13 protein-coding genes and 4 tRNA genes are annotated in these 15,423 nt (G+C 68.9%); 13 read left to right on the top strand and 4 right to left on the bottom strand.

Going from position 1 to position 15,423, the window contains the following annotated elements; genetic code table 11:
- The first annotated feature begins 2 nt into the window (after window positions 1-2).
- The 3 genes from recF to CS0771_RS06575 all read left to right on the top strand — a co-directional run bounded on the left by recF (window position 3) and on the right by CS0771_RS06575 (window position 2,353).
- On the top strand, window positions 3-1,106 hold the full coding sequence (gene recF, locus CS0771_RS06585; RefSeq protein WP_212840217.1) for a DNA replication/repair protein RecF: 1,104 nt from the start codon (window positions 3-5) through the stop codon (window positions 1,104-1,106).
- Complete coding sequence (locus tag CS0771_RS06580; protein WP_371821552.1) at window positions 1,072-1,629, top strand: DUF721 domain-containing protein; 558 nt, start codon at window positions 1,072-1,074, stop codon at window positions 1,627-1,629. Before recF ends, CS0771_RS06580 begins: the two co-directional genes overlap by 35 nt.
- Window positions 1,630-1,786: 157 nt before the next feature.
- Window positions 1,787-2,353 (top strand): hypothetical protein, encoded by a 567-nt coding sequence (locus CS0771_RS06575; protein WP_212840215.1) that lies wholly within the window; start codon window positions 1,787-1,789, stop codon window positions 2,351-2,353.
- On the opposite strand, the gene CS0771_RS06570 is transcribed toward CS0771_RS06575, so the two are convergent.
- Window positions 2,338-2,892 (bottom strand): hypothetical protein, encoded by a 555-nt coding sequence (locus tag CS0771_RS06570; protein WP_212840214.1) that lies wholly within the window; start codon window positions 2,890-2,892, stop codon window positions 2,338-2,340. The genes CS0771_RS06575 and CS0771_RS06570 overlap by 16 nt on opposite strands.
- A 454-nt stretch (window positions 2,893-3,346) precedes the next feature.
- On the opposite strand from CS0771_RS06570, the gene gyrB reads away from it, so the two are divergent.
- The 6 genes from gyrB to CS0771_RS06540 all read left to right on the top strand — a co-directional run bounded on the left by gyrB (window position 3,347) and on the right by CS0771_RS06540 (window position 9,358).
- Window positions 3,347-5,302, top strand: a complete 1,956-nt coding sequence (gene gyrB / locus CS0771_RS06565) for a DNA topoisomerase (ATP-hydrolyzing) subunit B (protein ID WP_203757306.1) — start codon at window positions 3,347-3,349, stop codon at window positions 5,300-5,302.
- Between the two features lie 145 nt (window positions 5,303-5,447).
- Window positions 5,448-7,943, top strand: a complete 2,496-nt coding sequence (gene gyrA / locus CS0771_RS06560; protein ID WP_305834471.1) for a DNA gyrase subunit A — start codon at window positions 5,448-5,450, stop codon at window positions 7,941-7,943.
- 3 nt (window positions 7,944-7,946) lie between these two features.
- Window positions 7,947-8,741 carry a DUF3566 domain-containing protein gene (locus CS0771_RS06555; protein WP_212840212.1) on the top strand — a complete coding sequence of 265 codons (795 nt, stop codon included), beginning with the start codon at window positions 7,947-7,949 and terminating at the stop codon, window positions 8,739-8,741.
- Window positions 8,742-9,032: 291 nt separating this feature from the next.
- A tRNA-Ile gene (locus CS0771_RS06550) sits at window positions 9,033-9,106 on the top strand.
- A 24-nt stretch (window positions 9,107-9,130) separates the two neighbouring features.
- A complete protein-coding gene (locus tag CS0771_RS06545) occupies window positions 9,131-9,259 on the top strand; it encodes a DLW-39 family protein (protein WP_212840211.1) in 129 nt (42 codons plus the stop codon).
- A 26-nt stretch (window positions 9,260-9,285) separates the two neighbouring features.
- Window positions 9,286-9,358: transfer RNA gene (locus CS0771_RS06540), tRNA-Ala, on the top strand.
- Window positions 9,359-9,854: 496 nt separating this feature from the next.
- On the opposite strand, the gene CS0771_RS06535 is transcribed toward CS0771_RS06540, so the two are convergent.
- Window positions 9,855-10,211 (bottom strand): hypothetical protein, encoded by a 357-nt coding sequence (locus tag CS0771_RS06535; RefSeq protein ID WP_212840210.1) that lies wholly within the window; start codon window positions 10,209-10,211, stop codon window positions 9,855-9,857.
- A gap of 73 nt (window positions 10,212-10,284) precedes the next feature.
- On the opposite strand from CS0771_RS06535, the gene CS0771_RS06530 reads away from it, so the two are divergent.
- Window positions 10,285-10,692 carry a hypothetical protein gene (locus tag CS0771_RS06530; protein WP_212840209.1) on the top strand — a complete coding sequence of 136 codons (408 nt, stop codon included), beginning with the start codon at window positions 10,285-10,287 and terminating at the stop codon, window positions 10,690-10,692.
- Window positions 10,693-10,809: 117 nt separating this feature from the next.
- Here CS0771_RS06530 and CS0771_RS06525 read toward each other — a convergent pair.
- Window positions 10,810-10,939, bottom strand: a tRNA-OTHER gene (locus tag CS0771_RS06525).
- Window positions 10,940-11,281: 342 nt separating this feature from the next.
- On the opposite strand from CS0771_RS06525, the gene CS0771_RS06520 reads away from it, so the two are divergent.
- A complete protein-coding gene (locus CS0771_RS06520) occupies window positions 11,282-12,031 on the top strand; it encodes a hypothetical protein (protein WP_212840208.1) in 750 nt (249 codons plus the stop codon).
- A gap of 265 nt (window positions 12,032-12,296) precedes the next feature.
- The gene (locus CS0771_RS06515) at window positions 12,297-13,367 is read left to right on the top strand and encodes a hypothetical protein (RefSeq protein ID WP_212840207.1); all 1,071 of its coding nucleotides are present in this window, start codon (window positions 12,297-12,299) and stop codon (window positions 13,365-13,367) included.
- On the opposite strand, the gene CS0771_RS06510 is transcribed toward CS0771_RS06515, so the two are convergent.
- Entirely contained in the window at window positions 13,364-14,851 is a 1,488-nt protein-coding gene (locus CS0771_RS06510; RefSeq protein ID WP_212840206.1) for an FAD-binding oxidoreductase, read from the bottom strand. The genes CS0771_RS06515 and CS0771_RS06510 overlap by 4 nt on opposite strands.
- Before the next feature lie 497 nt (window positions 14,852-15,348).
- Here CS0771_RS06510 and CS0771_RS06505 point away from each other — a divergent pair.
- Window positions 15,349-15,419, top strand: a tRNA-Glu gene (locus CS0771_RS06505).
- Window positions 15,420-15,423: the final 4 nt, after the last annotated feature.

Genomic DNA, 15,423 nt, shown 5'->3' with positions numbered 1-15,423 from the left:
CGGTGTACGTCAGAAGGCTCGAACTCGTCGACGTCCGCTCGTACCCACGGGTGGGCGTCGACCTCGAGCCGGGGCCGAACGTGCTGATCGGCCCGAACGGCGTAGGCAAGACCAACCTGGTCGAGGCGCTCGGCTACGTCGCCACCCTGGCCAGCCACCGGGTGTCCACCGACGCCCCGCTGGTCCGGGTCGGCGCGGCCACCGGCGTGATCCGCTGCGCGATCGTGCACGACAGCCGGGAGCTGCTCGTCGAGCTGGAGATCGTGCCGGGCAAGGCCAACCGGGCCCGGCTGGGCCGCTCCCCGGCGCGCCGCCCGCGCGACATCCTCGGCGCGCTGCGGCTGGTGCTGTTCGCGCCGGAGGACCTGGCCCTCGTCCGGGGTGAGCCCGACCAGCGCCGCCGCTACCTCGACGACCTGCTCACCGCTCGGCAGCCCCGGTTCGCCGCGGTGCGTGCCGACTACGAGCGGGTGCTCAAGCAGCGCAACGCCCTGCTCCGCACGGCGTACTTGGCGCGCAAGGTCGGCGGCGGGCGCGGTGACCTGAGCACGCTGCAGGTGTGGGACCAGCATCTGGCCGAGCACGGGGCGCAGCTGCTACGCGCCCGGCTCGCCCTCGTCGAGCAGCTCGCGCCGTACCTGGAGGACGCCTACCAGCAGGTCAGCGCCGGAGTCGGCAAGGCCGTCGCGGAGTACCGCGCCTCGGTGCCCGAACCCACCGCCGAGTCGATGCTCGCCGCGCTGGAGGCGGTGCGCGGCGACGAGATCGCGCGCGGCACCACGCTGGCCGGCCCGCACCGCGACGACCTCGTGCTGCGCCTGGGCGACCTGCCCGTCAAGGGGTATGCCAGCCACGGCGAGTCCTGGTCGTACGCGCTCGCGCTGCGGCTGGCCGGGTACGCGCTGCTGCGCGCGGACGGCATCGAGCCGGTGCTGATCCTCGACGATGTCTTCGCCGAGCTGGACACCGGGCGCCGGGACCGGCTCGCCCACCTGATCGGCGACGCCGCCCAGGTGATCATCACGTGTGCCGTGGAGGCCGACGTGCCCGCGTCGCTACGTGGCGCGCGTTATCTCGTTGCACCGGGGGAGGTGTCCCGTGCCTGACGGCGTACCCCCGCCGGAACCGCAGGGTCCGGAGCTGGCCCGCGCCGCGCTGGACGCGGCGCTGCAGCGGCGGGCCGCCCGCACCCAGGCCGCGGCCGAGGCCCGCGCCAAGGGTGAGGGCGGTCAGCGCTTCCGGCCGCGCGGCTACTCCGGCCCCGGGCCTGACCCGCGCGACCCGGCGAAGGTCGGTGACGTGCTGGCCCGGCTGATGAAAGCACGCGGCTGGCAGCGCCCGACCGCCCAGGCGACCGTGTTCGGCGAGTGGGAGAAGTGCGTCGGCCCCGACATCGCCTCGCACAGCCGCCCGGTCAAGCTGGAGAACGGCGAGCTGACCGTCGAGGCCGAGTCCACCGCGTGGGCCACCCAGCTGCGGCTGCTCGCCCGCACCATCCTCACCCGCATCGCCGGGACCGTCGGCAACAACGTCGTCACCAAACTCCACATCCACGGCCCCGCCGCCCCCTCCTGGTCCCACGGCCGCAAACGCGTCCGCGGCACCGGCCCCGGGGATACGTACGGCTGAGCCGCCCGCCGTCGGTCACTTCATGATCGTTCGACTTGCCAGGCACATGGGCGAATGGGCGGTCAAGATACGCCCACCTGCCAGGCAAGTCGGACGATCATGCACGGCGCGGCACGGCACGGACGGGCGGGAACCTCGGGCGGGGGTGGGGTGTCTGATGGCCATGCGGAGAGTGTGGGGATATCTCGCGGCGCTGGCGGTGATGTCGTCGGTGCTGGTGCTGGGGCCGTCGAGCCCGGCGTGCGCGTGCAGCTGCGCCGAGCCGGACCCGGTGAAGAACGCGGCCTGGGCGGATCTCGTCTTCGTCGGCGTGGTCGTCGACCTCGACCGCCCGGCGTTCAGCATGTCCAGCGGTGACCTGATGACGGCCCGGCTAACCGTCGAGCGGGTGGACAAGGGCACGGCCGCGGGGCACGTCGAGGTGCGGACCCCGGTCGAGGGGCCGAGCTGCGGGTTCGACTTCGTCGAGGGCACCCGGTATCTGATCTACAGCCGAGACGGGCTGACCAGCATGTGCGCCGGCAACCGGGTGCTCGGGGCCGCGCCGGAGGTCGAGTTGGACAGCGACGTGCCGGTGGCCGCGCTGGTGGCCGGTGCCGCGACCGTCGTGGTGGTGGCGTTCGCGCTGTGGTGGGTGCTGCGGCGCCGGGGCGCCCCGCGGCCGGCGGTCGGACCTGTGGAGAACGGCCCGGCCGGCAGCGGCGAGGATCAGGACTCGGCGTAGACCGCGAAGCCGCGGTCGGCGCAGCGGCGGTAGAACTGGGCCAGCACGGCGAACTCGGACAGCGGGAAGCTCCACTGCGGGTCGCCGTCGGTCTCCTCGCGCAGCGCGTCGAGGCGCTGGTCCAGCCACCGCAGCTGCTGCTCGGAGAGTCGGGAATCGGTCAGCGCGGCACGCAGCACCGAGGCGACGCTGTCGAAGGTGACGGTGGCGCCGAAGGGGGTGTGCCCGGCGACGAACTTCTCCAGGCCGCCCGCGATCCAGGCGCAGCCGTCGGGGTCGATGACGGGGTCCTCGTCCTCCTCGGCGGCCTCTGTGGCGTACAGCACACCCTTGAGTCCGAGCAGCAGGTCGACGACCTCGGTGTACGCGGTCGCGCGCACCGTGCCGGTGCGGGCGATGTGACCGGCCAGCGCCGCCGTGGGGGCGGCGGTGCTCGGCTGCTCCGCGAGATCGGCGAAGTCGACGAATTCCGCGGGCGCCACGGGGTCGTAGAAGCGACCCGTACGAGGCCACTGCACCGCGACGTTGTCCAGACCCATGTCAGCCTCTCGAAGCGCGTGAGTTCCAGGCCGTGCGCAACTTACGGCATCGCGGGGACATTGCGCGACCCTCCGAACCGCCCCTTCTGGGCTCTCGCGCTACCGGCCACGGGAGCGCCAGGCGCGTGGGGGGAGTTGCGACCGGAGCCGTTCGGGCGGCTACGGGGCTGTGAGGGCCTCGAAACGGCGTGCTACGGGTGCCGCGTGCGGCGAATGTCTGTGCGACCCAGTAGGATCGTGAGCGAGAGCAGAACACTGGGTGGACCGTGTACGCGACACCGGTGGGTTGTCCCGCGCGACGCTGGTCCGTCCGGTCCTGCGACGTGCATCACCCCCGTCCTGCGTACGCCGATCCCCGCGAAGCCTGCGCCGCGGACGAGTGGGTATGCCGAACGCGGTTTGCAGGGCTGAGTTGTTGTCCCCGCCGTCTGCGGCGGCGGAGGAGGGATTGAGAGTGGCAGCGCCGAAGAGCCAGAGCAACTACGACGCATCATCGATCACCGTTCTGGAGGGCCTGGAGGCGGTACGCAAGCGGCCCGGTATGTACATCGGCTCCACCGGTGAGCGGGGCCTGCACCACCTCGTGTGGGAGGTGGTCGACAACGCGGTCGACGAGGCGCTCGCCGGCTACTGCGACACCATCTCCATCACGCTGACCAAGGACGGCGGCGTGCGCGTCGTCGACAACGGCCGCGGCATCCCGGTCGACATCCACCCGGTGGAGAAGCGGCCGACGGTCGAGGTCGTGCTGACCGTGCTGCACGCCGGCGGCAAGTTCGACGGCAAGGCGTACGCGGTCTCCGGCGGTCTGCACGGCGTCGGCATCTCCGTGGTGAACGCGCTCTCCACGCGCATCGACCTGGAGATCCACAAGGACGACTTCGTCTGGCGGCAGCGCTACGACCACTCCAAGCCGAGCCCGCTGGAGAAGGGCGAGCCCACCAACCGCACCGGCACCAGCGTCACCTTCTACCCGGACCCGCAGATCTTCGAGACGGTCGAGTTCAACTTCGAGACCATCTACCGCCGGGTGCAGGAGATGGCGTTCCTCAACCGGGGCCTGACCATCGCGCTGCGCGACGAGCGCGCGCTGGCGGCCGAGGGCGAAGAGGCCGAGGTCCGCGACGTCACGTTCTGCTACAAGGGCGGCATCGCCGACTTCGTGCGGCACCTGAACAACACCAAGAGCCCGCTCCACAAGACGGTCGTCGAGTTCGGCTCCGAGGGCGAGGGCATGTCCCTCGAGATCGCGATGCAGTGGAACGAGTCGTATGGCGAGTCGGTCTACACCTTCGCCAACACGATCAACACGCACGAGGGCGGCACGCACGAGGAGGGCTTCCGCGCGGCGCTGACCACGATCATCAACAAGTACGGCGCGGACAAGAAGATCCTCAAGGCGGACGAGAAGCTCTCCGGCGAGGACATCCGTGAGGGCCTGGCCGCCATCATCTCGGTGAAGCTGGCCAACCCGCAGTTCGAGGGCCAGACCAAGACCAAGCTGGGCAACACCGAGGTCAAGAGCTTCGTGCAGAAGGTCTGCAACGAGTGGCTGGCGGACTGGCTGGAGCGCAACCCGGCCGAGGCCAAGACCGTCATCACCAAGGCGTCGCAGGCCGCCCGCGCCCGCATCGCCGCCGCGCAGGCCCGCAAGCTGGCCCGGCGCAAGTCGCTGCTGGAGTCCGGCTCGATGCCGGGCAAGCTGGCCGACTGCCAGTCGACCGACCCGAAGATGTGCGAGCTGTTCATCGTCGAGGGTGACTCCGCCGGCGGCTCGGCCAAGCAGGGCCGGGACCCGCGGGTGCAGGCGATCCTGCCGATCCGCGGCAAGATCCTGAACGTGGAGAAGGCACGCATCGACAAGGTGCTGCGCAACAACGAGGTCCAGGCGCTGATCACCGCGCTGGGCACCGGCATCCACGATGAGTTCGACATCGAGAAGCTGCGCTACCACAAGATCGTGCTGATGGCCGACGCGGACGTGGACGGCCAGCACATCCAGACGCTGCTGCTGACGCTGCTGTTCCGCTTCATGCGGCCGCTGGTCGAGCTGGGCCACGTCTACCTGGCGTCGCCGCCGCTGTTCAAGATCAAGTGGAACAAGAAGGGCGACGACGCGCAGTACGCGTACTCGGACCGGGAGCGCGACGGCCTGATCCGGCTGCGCCAGGAGACCAAGCCGAACGCCAAGCCGGACGACATCCAGCGGTTCAAGGGTCTGGGCGAGATGAACTACCCGGAGCTGTGGGAGACCACGATGAACCCGGGGACCCGGACCCTGCGTCAGGTCACTCTCGACGACGCTGCAACCGCGGACGAACTCTTCAGCGTGCTGATGGGCGAGGACGTTGAGGCGCGCCGCTCGTTCATCCAGCGCAACGCGAAGGATGTGCGGTTCCTCGACATCTAGTCGAGGAAGAGGTGTCGCAGTCCGGACATCTGCTCCGGAAGCTCTCACCTGTGGATGAACGACTCGTTTATCCACAGGTGGAGCTGAGATCCACAGCGTTATCCACAGCTTCCTCAGCTTCATACGCAGGAAAGAGTTCTAAACAGTGAGCGAGACTCCTGACCTTCGGCCGGAAGAGGCCGTCGGCGTGCACGGCCGCATCGAGCCCGTCGGGCTCGAGGTGGAGATGCAGCGTTCGTACCTCGACTACGCGATGAGCGTCATCGTGGGCCGGGCGCTGCCGGACGTGCGCGACGGTCTCAAGCCGGTGCACCGCAAGATCCTCTACGCCATGTACGACGGCGGTTTCCGTCCCGACCGCGGCTACTTCAAGTGCGCCCGCGTCGTCGGCGAGGTGATGGGCAACTACCACCCGCACGGTGACACCGCCATCTACGACTCGCTGGTCCGCATGGCCCAGCCCTGGTCGCTGCGCTACCCCCTGATCGACGGCAACGGCAACTTCGGCTCGCCGGGCAACGACCCCGCGGCGGCCATGCGGTACACCGAGTGCCGGCTCTTCCCGCTCGCGATGGAGCTGCTGCGCGACATCGACGAGGACACGGTCGACTTCGTCCCGAACTACGACGGCCGCAACCAGGAGCCGACGATCCTGCCGTCGCGCTTCCCGAACCTGCTCGTCAACGGCTCCGAGGGCATCGCCGTCGGTATGGCCACCAAGATCCCGCCGCACAACCTGCGCGAGATCGCCCAGGCCGTGCAGTGGGTGCTGGCGAACCCGGAGGCCGACGAGGCCACCGTGCTCGACGAGGCGATCACGATCGTGAAGGGCCCGGACTTCCCGACCCGCGGCCTCATCGTCGGCACCAGCACCATCGAGGAGGCGTACCGCACCGGTCGCGGCTCGATCCGGATGCGGGCCGTGGTCGAGGTCGAGGAGGACAAGAAGGGCCGCGCCTGCCTCGTCGTCACCGAGCTGCCTTACCAGGTCAACCCGGACAACCTCGCCGAGCGCGTCGCCGAGCTGGTCAAGGAGGGCAAGCTCGGCGGTATCGCCGACATCCGCGACGAGTCCTCGGGCCGCACCGGCATGCGCCTGGTGCTCGTGCTCAAGCGCGACGCCGTGGCCAAGGTCGTGCTGAACAACCTGTACAAGCACACCCAGCTGCAGGAGACGTTCGGCGCGAACATGCTGGCGCTGGTGGACGGCGTGCCGCGCACGCTGAACCTGGCCCAGTTCCTCATGCACTACGTGAACCACCAGATCGAGGTCATCCAGCGGCGGACCGCGTACCGGCTGCGCAAGGCCGAGGAGCGCGCCCACATCCTGCGCGGTCTGGTCAAGGCGCTGGACATGCTGGACGAGGTCATCGCCCTCATCCGCCGCGCGCCGAGCGCGGAGGAGTCGAAGACCGGCCTCATGCGGCTGCTCGACGTCGACGAGATCCAGGCCACCGCGATCCTCGACATGCAGCTGCGCCGGCTGGCCGCCCTGGAGCGTCAGAAGATCATCGACGAGCTCGCCCGGATCGAGCTGGAGATCACCGACCTCAAGGACATCCTGGCCAAGCCGGAGCGGCAGCGGAAGATCATCAGCGACGAGCTCGGCGAGATCGTCGCCAAGTGGGGCGACGACCGCCGCACGAAGATCATTCCGTTCGACGGCGAGGTCTCCATGGAGGACCTCATCGCCCGCGAGGACGTGGTGGTGACCATCACCCGAACCGGGTACGCCAAACGGACGAAGGTCGACCTCTATCGGTCACAGAAGCGGGGCGGTAAGGGCGTCTCCGGCGCGACCCTGCGCCAGGACGACATCGTCAGCCACTTCTTCGTCTGCTCCACGCACGACTGGATCCTGTTCTTCACCAACAAGGGCCGGGTCTACCGCGCGAAGGCGTACGAGTTCCCGGAGGCCTCGCGCACCGCGAAGGGCCAGCACGTGGCGAACCTGCTGGCGTTCCAGCCGGACGAGACCATCGCCCAGGTCATCGAGATCCCGAACTACGACGTAGCGCCGTACCTGGTCCTGGCCACCAAGAACGGTCTGGTCAAGAAGACCGCGCTGGCGGAGTTCGACTCCAACCGCAGCGGTGGCATCATCGCGATCAACCTGCGCGACGACGACGAGCTCGTCGGCGCCGCGCTGATCGCCGCGGAGGACGATCTGCTCCTGGTCAGCAAGCAGGCGCAGGCGATCCGCTTCAACGCCACCGACGAGGCGCTGCGCCCCATGGGCCGCGCCACGTCGGGTGTCATCGGCATGCGCTTCGGCGACGGCGACGAGCTGCTCGCCATGGAGGTGGTGCGCGAGGGCATGGACGTGCTCGTCGCGACCAACGGCGGATACGCCAAGCGCACCCCGATCGACGAGTACCCGGTCCAGGGCCGGGGAGGTAAGGGCGTACTGACCGCAAAGATCACCGAACGCCGTGGCGGACTGGTGGGCGCGGTCGTTATCAGCCCGGAAGACGAGCTGTTCGCTATCACGAGCAACGGCGGAGTTATCCGAACTCCGGTGAAGCCCGTGCGTCGGACGCGCGATCGGAACACAATGGGTGTCAAGCTGATGGACCTCCCAGAAGGCGTAACCCTCGTCGCCATTGCCCGCAATGCCGATGAGCCGGACGAACAGGACTAGTGCATGACGGAGACACAGGCGATGTCGGAGACCGCGGGGGCTCCGGCGAGTCCGGTCGAGAAGGACGGCGGCGACGCCGCCTCGGCGACCGGCCGGGCGGCCGTAGGCCGCGCGACAGTCCCCGCAGATCAGTCCGAGCCGACCCCGGCCCGGTCCGCGGTGGGTGGTGACGAGCCGGCCGGCAGCACCGCCGCTGCCGCGACGACCAGCACCACCACGACCGGCAGCTTCACCCGTCCCGCGGGCATGCCCGCACCGGAGTCCGAGCCGACCGCCGCCATCGCGACGTCGGACCGGCCGGCGACCGCCACCGGGCGCGTGGCAGCCGGCTCGTCCACGCTGCGTTCGGTGGTCAGCAGCGCGAGTGCCGGCGCGGTGCGGGTGACCGAGGCCGTGCGCGCGGCGCGCACCAGCGCCGGCTCGGCCGCCACGCGCGGCCCGCGCCGGGCGCGGCTGAGCGTCAAGCGCATCGACCCGTGGTCGGTGATGAAGTTCGCCTTCGCCGTGTCCTTCGTGCTGCTGGTCGTCATCGTGGTCGCCACCTCGGTGCTGTACCTGGCGCTGGACGCGATGGGCGTGTTCAACTCACTCAACACCACCCTGGCGGACCTGTTCAGCTCCAACGGCGGCGAGGGCGGCTTCCGGATCAGCGCCAGCGCGGTGATCGGGACGTCGGCCATCCTGGGCGCGATCAACGTGGTGCTCTTCACCGCGCTGATGACCCTGGGCGCGTTCATCTACAACGTCTGCGCCGACCTCGTCGGCGGCATCGAGATCACGCTCGCCGAGCGCGACTGATCCCAGGCCACGCCACAGCGGTCCGCGGTTCGCCCCGGACCGCTGTGGCGTGCCCGGGGCCGGGCGCCGCCGTCCCCCCCCGCGTCACGCGACCCCGCGTCCGTGGCGCGGTGGGCAAGATCAGTAGTTCGTGTCAAGAAGTGGGTTCCTGCCCGAAGTTCGGACACGAAACAGCGATCTTCGCCGATGGGGCTGGCCTGCGGTGGGAGCCGAAAGCCGGCGCGCCACGCGGGGAGGGGATACCGGTTTGGAAGAGCCCGGATCGGTGCGGTAAGGTTCGTTGTCGCTTACGGGGCTATAGCTCAGTCGGTTAGAGCGCAGAGCTGATAACTCTGAGGTCGCTGGTTCGATTCCAGCTAGCCCCACTCCCGAGCGTTAAGGTGCTCATCATGTGGAAGAAGCTCCTGATCGTCGCCGGAGTCGGCGTAGCGGTCGCGCTGGTCGCCAAGAAGCTCAAGGCGGCCAACGACGAGCGGGCTCTGTGGCACGAGGCCACCACCGCGCCGGATCTCCGCTGAGCTGACCGGCGGGGAATCCGCTCTCCGGGGCCTTAGCTCAATTGGCAGAGCACCGCCTTTGCAAGGCGGGGGTTAGGAGTTCGATTCTCCTAGGCTCCACTCACTGCTCATCCTGGTCACCGCCATGCTCTGGCGCGTGGCCAGTTTCCGTTGCGGGCTTCGGAAGATCAAAAGTCAGCATTTCGTCAGCCTGGGCACCGAATGCGTCCCGCACCTTGCGCTCATGATCGTCGGGCGCATGCGTGTAGAGGTTGAGGGTTGTAGATGTGTTCTCTAGAGGATCAAGGCTGCGCTGAGGCGCCGCACCGTGGCCGCTCGCCCTTCCCCGCGCTCATGCCTTCGGCCCGCGCGGGGAGGGCGGCGGCCCGCACCGGCACCACAGGCCGCAGATCTCCAGCGACATCCGCAACCCTCACCAGAGCCGCCCAGAACGCTTCCCGCTCACTCCAGCACGACACCGCTAGACCACTAGGCCGCAGGCTGCACGCCGACCAGGGGGCTAGCACCAGCGCTAGACCTAGCGGCATCCGGCGCTAGACCTAGCCGCGGTTGCGATGGCGGAGGAGTGGGCGGGATATGGCCCCGGCGGGTGGGGTTAGGTTCGGAGAAATGTGTCGGTGATCGCGAAGGCTGGCTGCACCTGGACGCGGGTGGTTCCCGTGCACCCCTCGGCGCGGTACTTCAGCACGATGAACCGCTGTGTGCCGTTCACCTCGGCGGTCAGCAGGGTGGCTTGCTCCCTGAACAGATCGACGACAACCGCCGTCCCGCTGTTGAGCCGGATCCTGACGCTCTGGTCAGTCTGATCCCACGTGAGGTGCAGTTCGTCCGTGTCAGTGATCGGGAAGCGCAGCTCTCGCACGTACTCGTCGCCCGAGATCTCCTCCGTCTGCGGGGCCACCCCCAACAGCGAGAGCCAGGCGTCATCAGGAGCTACATCGAGGGGCGACATGCGGGGCACCCTAGATCTGCGGGCGTCGCAGCTGCAATCTGCTTACGCACAGCTTGGATGCTGAACTTCCCAGGTGGCCGGTCAACACCCCGACACGGCGGGTGTAGCCGATCGCTGCGTATCGTGTAGCGAGACGGTCGACGATCCGCACGACGCACCGGTCGGCCTGGAGGTGTCGGTGACAGAGTCAATCCCCGGCAACGCGCCGGAGCGCGTGCTGTCGGCAGGGCACGCGGTGAGCCACGAGACGGCGCTGGACGTCCTTGGAATCGCGATCGTGTGCTACACCGTGCTGATCGAGCAGGAGGAGCGTCGGCCGACCCCCGACGCCGACCGGTTGGCACGCTGGGAGGGCCAGATCGGTGTCATCGCCAACCTGCGCCACACACTCGATCCGCACGATGCCGATCAGGTGCGTCAGGTCGCCGAGGAGTATGCCGACCTGGTGCGCAAGCTCGACAAGATGATCGAGGAACGCTAACCGCTCGAATCCTCGCATATCAGTCTCGATAGCGGCGCGCCATCCAGGCGTTGATCGCCACAGCGGCAGCACCGCGAAGGTCTGTCGGCCAACCGGTAGCCGGTTGGCCTTGACTCGCGGGCCGGAGGGGATTCGAACCCCCGGTGGGGACTGGCACGCCAGCTTCCCCCACGTGCCAGACCCAGCCCCCGCGCGTGCTCGGCATCGGCTGGGCGGCGCTGCAATAACCCGGCTCTGCCACCGGCCCGCAATGACTATGCCAGCTCAACGCTCGGCCCTGCGACGGCAATCGTCAGCGGAAAGTCAGCGAGATGCCTGATCGGCGGCGATGCTGCGCAATGCAGAAGCGTGCGTTGCCAACAGTCACGGGCATCCGGCCGCAAACGCTGACAAGTCGATCACTTCTTGCAAGGCGGGGGTTAGCAGTTCGATTCTCCTAGGCTCCACCAGGCACCTCTGGTTGCATGGAAGACTTTGGTACGGCCACGAGTACAGCCGAGCAGAGCAGACCTTTGTTAAGTCGGCTTGCCGACGCCGGTGGCCGAGAGTGTTGATCCCGACAGAGGTCTGCGCCCGATAGCCTCACGGCATGGCAACTGGGTGGGCTGAGTGGATCTCGGCGGCTGCGGGCCTCGGCGCAGGCGTAGCCGCTGTGGCCGCGTCGGTCCTCGTTCAGAGGCTGGCGAGCCGATCGGCTCATGTGGCAGCGGAAGCTCTACGAGCGCGGCTATCAGCGCGAAGTGAGCAGCCCGATCGCATTGTCGAAATCGCATCCGTCGTTCGTGACCTTATGGAAGGCGCTGACAACCGGACGACCGAGCGTCTTGCCGCGCTTGAAGGCGAGCTGGAACGCCTGCGCCATGCGGCCGAGAAGGACGACCGACGGTACCGACTACTTCAAGAGTACGCAGTTCAGGGTCTTTCCCAGTCCAAGATCAGCTTCCGGGTCAGCCTGGGAGCGGCGTCACTCGGATTCGTGGTGATCCTTGTCGGTGTCGGGATGTCCGTTGCCGGCAGCTCCCTGGAGATGACCGTAATTCCGCTGATCGCTGGTGCGGTTGTGGAGGCAGTCGCGGCGCTCTTCTTCGTTCAAGACAAGCGTGCACAAGCCACGATGAGTGCCTTCTTCGACAAGCTCCGTGATGACAGGCGCACCGAGGACGCAGTCGACTTGATGCGTGAGGTTGATGATCCCGCACTTCGGGCGAGGCTCCAAGCGATGCTGAGCCTGCACTTCGCGGGCCTCCCCGCAGATGTTTCACTACTGGAGTCGGCTCCTGCCGCCATTCCTGCGGTGAAGCAGCGTCAGGGACAGGCAACCGAACCGCAAAGCGCGTAAGCCGGTGTGTGACCGTTCCCGCATGGCGGTCGTTCTGTCGGCGGGAACGAATATCGCTATAAGTCGATCTATCTAAGTCCGCCTGCTGCCATTACTCAGTCGATGCCATCTGCTGCCCTCCGTGCCTGTGTCGGTAGAACGTGTCCATAGGTGTCGGCCGTCAGTTCGATTGTCTGTCCGCCGTCGCAGGCAATACGCTTTCGCCGCCCGCAAGGTCGATCTTCGCTGCGGGCGTCTCTTCGCTTCTCCGACGGGGGAGAAACACGTGCGTAAGCTGCTGAAATCACGCCTGGCCTGGCTCGTCGCCGTCTCGCTGGCGGTCGTCGCGCCCGCGGTTCCGGCCGCGGCCGAGATCGCACCGGTGACCCGGTTGACCTTCTCCGGCGACGACGGCATCAGCATGAATCAGTCGTACGCCTACACCAGCACCACCCCGGGCTTGACCATGAGCTTCCAGGGCTCCGTATACGGTCTGAAGGTCGACCTGCGCGGGGTCAGCGACGTGCGGCACCTGCCGATCGGTGCGTCCTGGGGACAGGACTGGTGGTCGCTGGAGCTGCGCCCGCCCGCCGACCGTGAGCTGGCGGTCGGCACGTTCACCGACGCGGCACGCATCCCGTACAACGACGGGGCCACCGGCATGGACCTCTCCGGCAGCGGCCGGGGCTGCAACACGCTGACCGGCTCCTTCACGATCCACGAACTCGCCGTGACCGACGGCGCCATCCAGCGGCTCGATCTGACGTTCGAGCAGCGTTGCGGCGGGGACACCGGATCCACTCGCGGGCGCCTGCTGCACGGCATGCCGGACATGCCGCCGCTGCCCGGCGCCGACGGCACCGGCGTGACGGTGCACTCCGAGGCCGTGCTGGTGCGGTGGAGGAACGAGCGCCCGTCGCCCTTCCGGGCGCCGACGGTCCGTAAGTCGATCGTGGTGGAGGGCCGGGCGAAGTGTGCCGGCGGGCGGTTCGAGGTCAAGGGCAAGGTCGAGCAGTACAACTCGTGGGGCCTGGCCGACGGCACCTTCAGCACGTCGGGGGACTGCACCGGGGACTGGCACCGGTGGAGCGCGACGGTCGTGTCGATCCGGAACAGGGACAACTTCATGACCGGCGGTGGCACCACCGTGACGGGCGAGGGCTGGACCTTCGGGTCGGAGTACTACCGGCTGAGCCGGGTGCTGACCGTTCTCTCGCAGGCGGTCACGGTGGCCGAGTCGGGCAAGCGCCCGGGGGTCGCCGTCGCCGCGGACGGCAGCCCCGTCACCGCACCGGGTCCGCGCTGGTCGAGCACGGTCACCTGGGAGGGCATCCTGCTCCGTAAGCCGCGCCGTTAGGCGCCGTACGCGTCGAACAGGGCGTTGCGGAAGACACGAGACGGGTCGATCCGGGATTTGGCGGCCATCGCGGCCTGCCAGCCCGGGTAGGCCCGGCGTACCTGCTCCGGCGTGGCGTGCAGCCGGTACGGCAGGTAGAACGTGCCGCCGACCGCCAGCACGGCCTCGATCAGCTCCCGGGTGAGCGCCCGCATGGCGGCGTCGGCGTCCCCGGTGCGCTCCTGCCGGAAGTTCATGACGAGGCCGAACACGTCCTGGCGGGCGTACGCCAGGGCGCTGACGGTGTCGCGGCGGACCTCCCGCACGGTGACGTTGAGCAGCTCCGCGCCGGAGCGGGGGATGATCTCGCGGGCGGCGTCGACGAACTTGCCCAGCGCGTCCGGCGAGACGAAGTACTCGTGCAGGATGTCGCAGGTCTCGGCGGAGTGGTCGGCGAAGACGGCGGCGGGCTGGTTCTGGATGCTGTTGCGGCTCAGCGGCCCGGCCAGCCAGGGTGCGATCTCGCGTTCCAGGCCCCAGCGCACCGCCTTGCCGAGGTCGCTGCCGGCCGAGTTGCGGAACACGGCGCGCTGCAACTCGGGCGACTCCGGGCTGCTCAGCGGCAGGATCTCGCCACGGGTGCCGGCCTGGGGCGTGAACCGCACGATGATCGCCTGCTCGAGGAAGCCGCGCGGGTCGACCGACAGCCGCCCGTACGCCATCTCGGTGTCGGTGCCGGCGAGCAGCCGGGCGTACGCCTCGGCGTAGTCCGCCGCGGCCACGGTGTCGAAATGAGGTTCGTAGACGGCGTTGGGCCAGACCTCCAGGTCGGCGTCGAGGATGACGCCGAACAGCCCGTACCCGCCGAGCACCAGGCCGAACAGCTCGGGGTTGGCGGCCGGGCCGCAGCTGACGATCTCGCCGGAGGCGGTGAGCATGCGCAGGCCGCGCACGGTCGCGGCGATGGGCGGGTGGCCCGCGTGCCAGCCGTGGCAGTTGACGCTCAGTGAGCCGCCGATCGAGAAGTCGTGGTTCGACTGCATGATCTTGGGCGAGCAGCCGTGCGCGTTCAGCACGGGGATCAGCTCGCGCCAGGTGGTGCCGGCCCCGACCCGGACCACTCCGGCGGCGCTGTCGAGGCTGATCCGGTTCATCGGCCGGGTGTCCAGCACCCAGCCGCCGGCCAGCATGCTCTGCCCGCCCATCGAGTGGCGCACCCCGGCGACGGCCAGCGCCGGATCCTGCCCGGCGACGATCCGCCGCAGCAGCGGCCGGATCAGCTCCGCGGTGCGGTCGGTGGACGGGTCGGCGAACAGCAGCCCGCGTACGGCGGTCGGGTTGATCCGGCTCGCGTCGTCGAGCAGGGCACCGGGCGCCGGGCCGGGCGGGATCGCGCCCTCGGCGGCCCAGTCGCGGACCGCCAGGGTGCCGGCGCTGCCCAGGGCGAGCGCTCCGAGCGCGGTCGCGCCGTGGGTGAGCAGCTGCCGCCGGGTCGGCCTGGCCATACGCCACCTCCTGCGGTGAGGACGGTCTCTTTGTACCGCGCGGCGGCCCCGGGCACAGGCGGGCGAACGGCTGAGCTGCGCGGACATCGGCCGCGGAAAATGAGGTTGCCTCCCGAACGGCGTCGCCAATACGGTATGCCCACACCAAGAACGACACCGCGATAGAACGGACCGGGGACAGACATGAGCGCCTTCTCGTACACCGCGCACCGGCTGACGCCGTGCGTCGAGAACGCCATGCCCGCCGCCGTCCGAGGTGGCTGCGCGTATCTGTGGGAACCCGACCCGGGAAGGGGCGGGCGGCGCTGCTGAAGCGCTGCCGAAACGGCTTTCAAGGCCGCTCGCCTCCGACCACGGAAGCGAGCGGCCTTTTCCATATGCAAGGCATGTGAGCAGCAGGAACTGCACGACCGGACGCCCGGCACGCCGAACGTTCGGACCTTGAGAACTCCACAGTGGATGGCATTGAGAAACAGCGCCGCAGTCGGCGGCGCCGAGGCCGATTCGGCTATGGGTAGGCCCCCGAGCTCTCTACTCGGAAAAGCGGGTTCGAGTCCCGCATCGGCTGCGCA

It is taken from the genome of Catellatospora sp. IY07-71 (genome assembly GCF_018326265.1).
Lineage (GTDB): Bacteria > Actinomycetota > Actinomycetes > Mycobacteriales > Micromonosporaceae > Catellatospora.
Note: the sequence above shows the minus strand (reverse complement) of the source record. Positions and strands in the feature narration are given on the sequence as shown.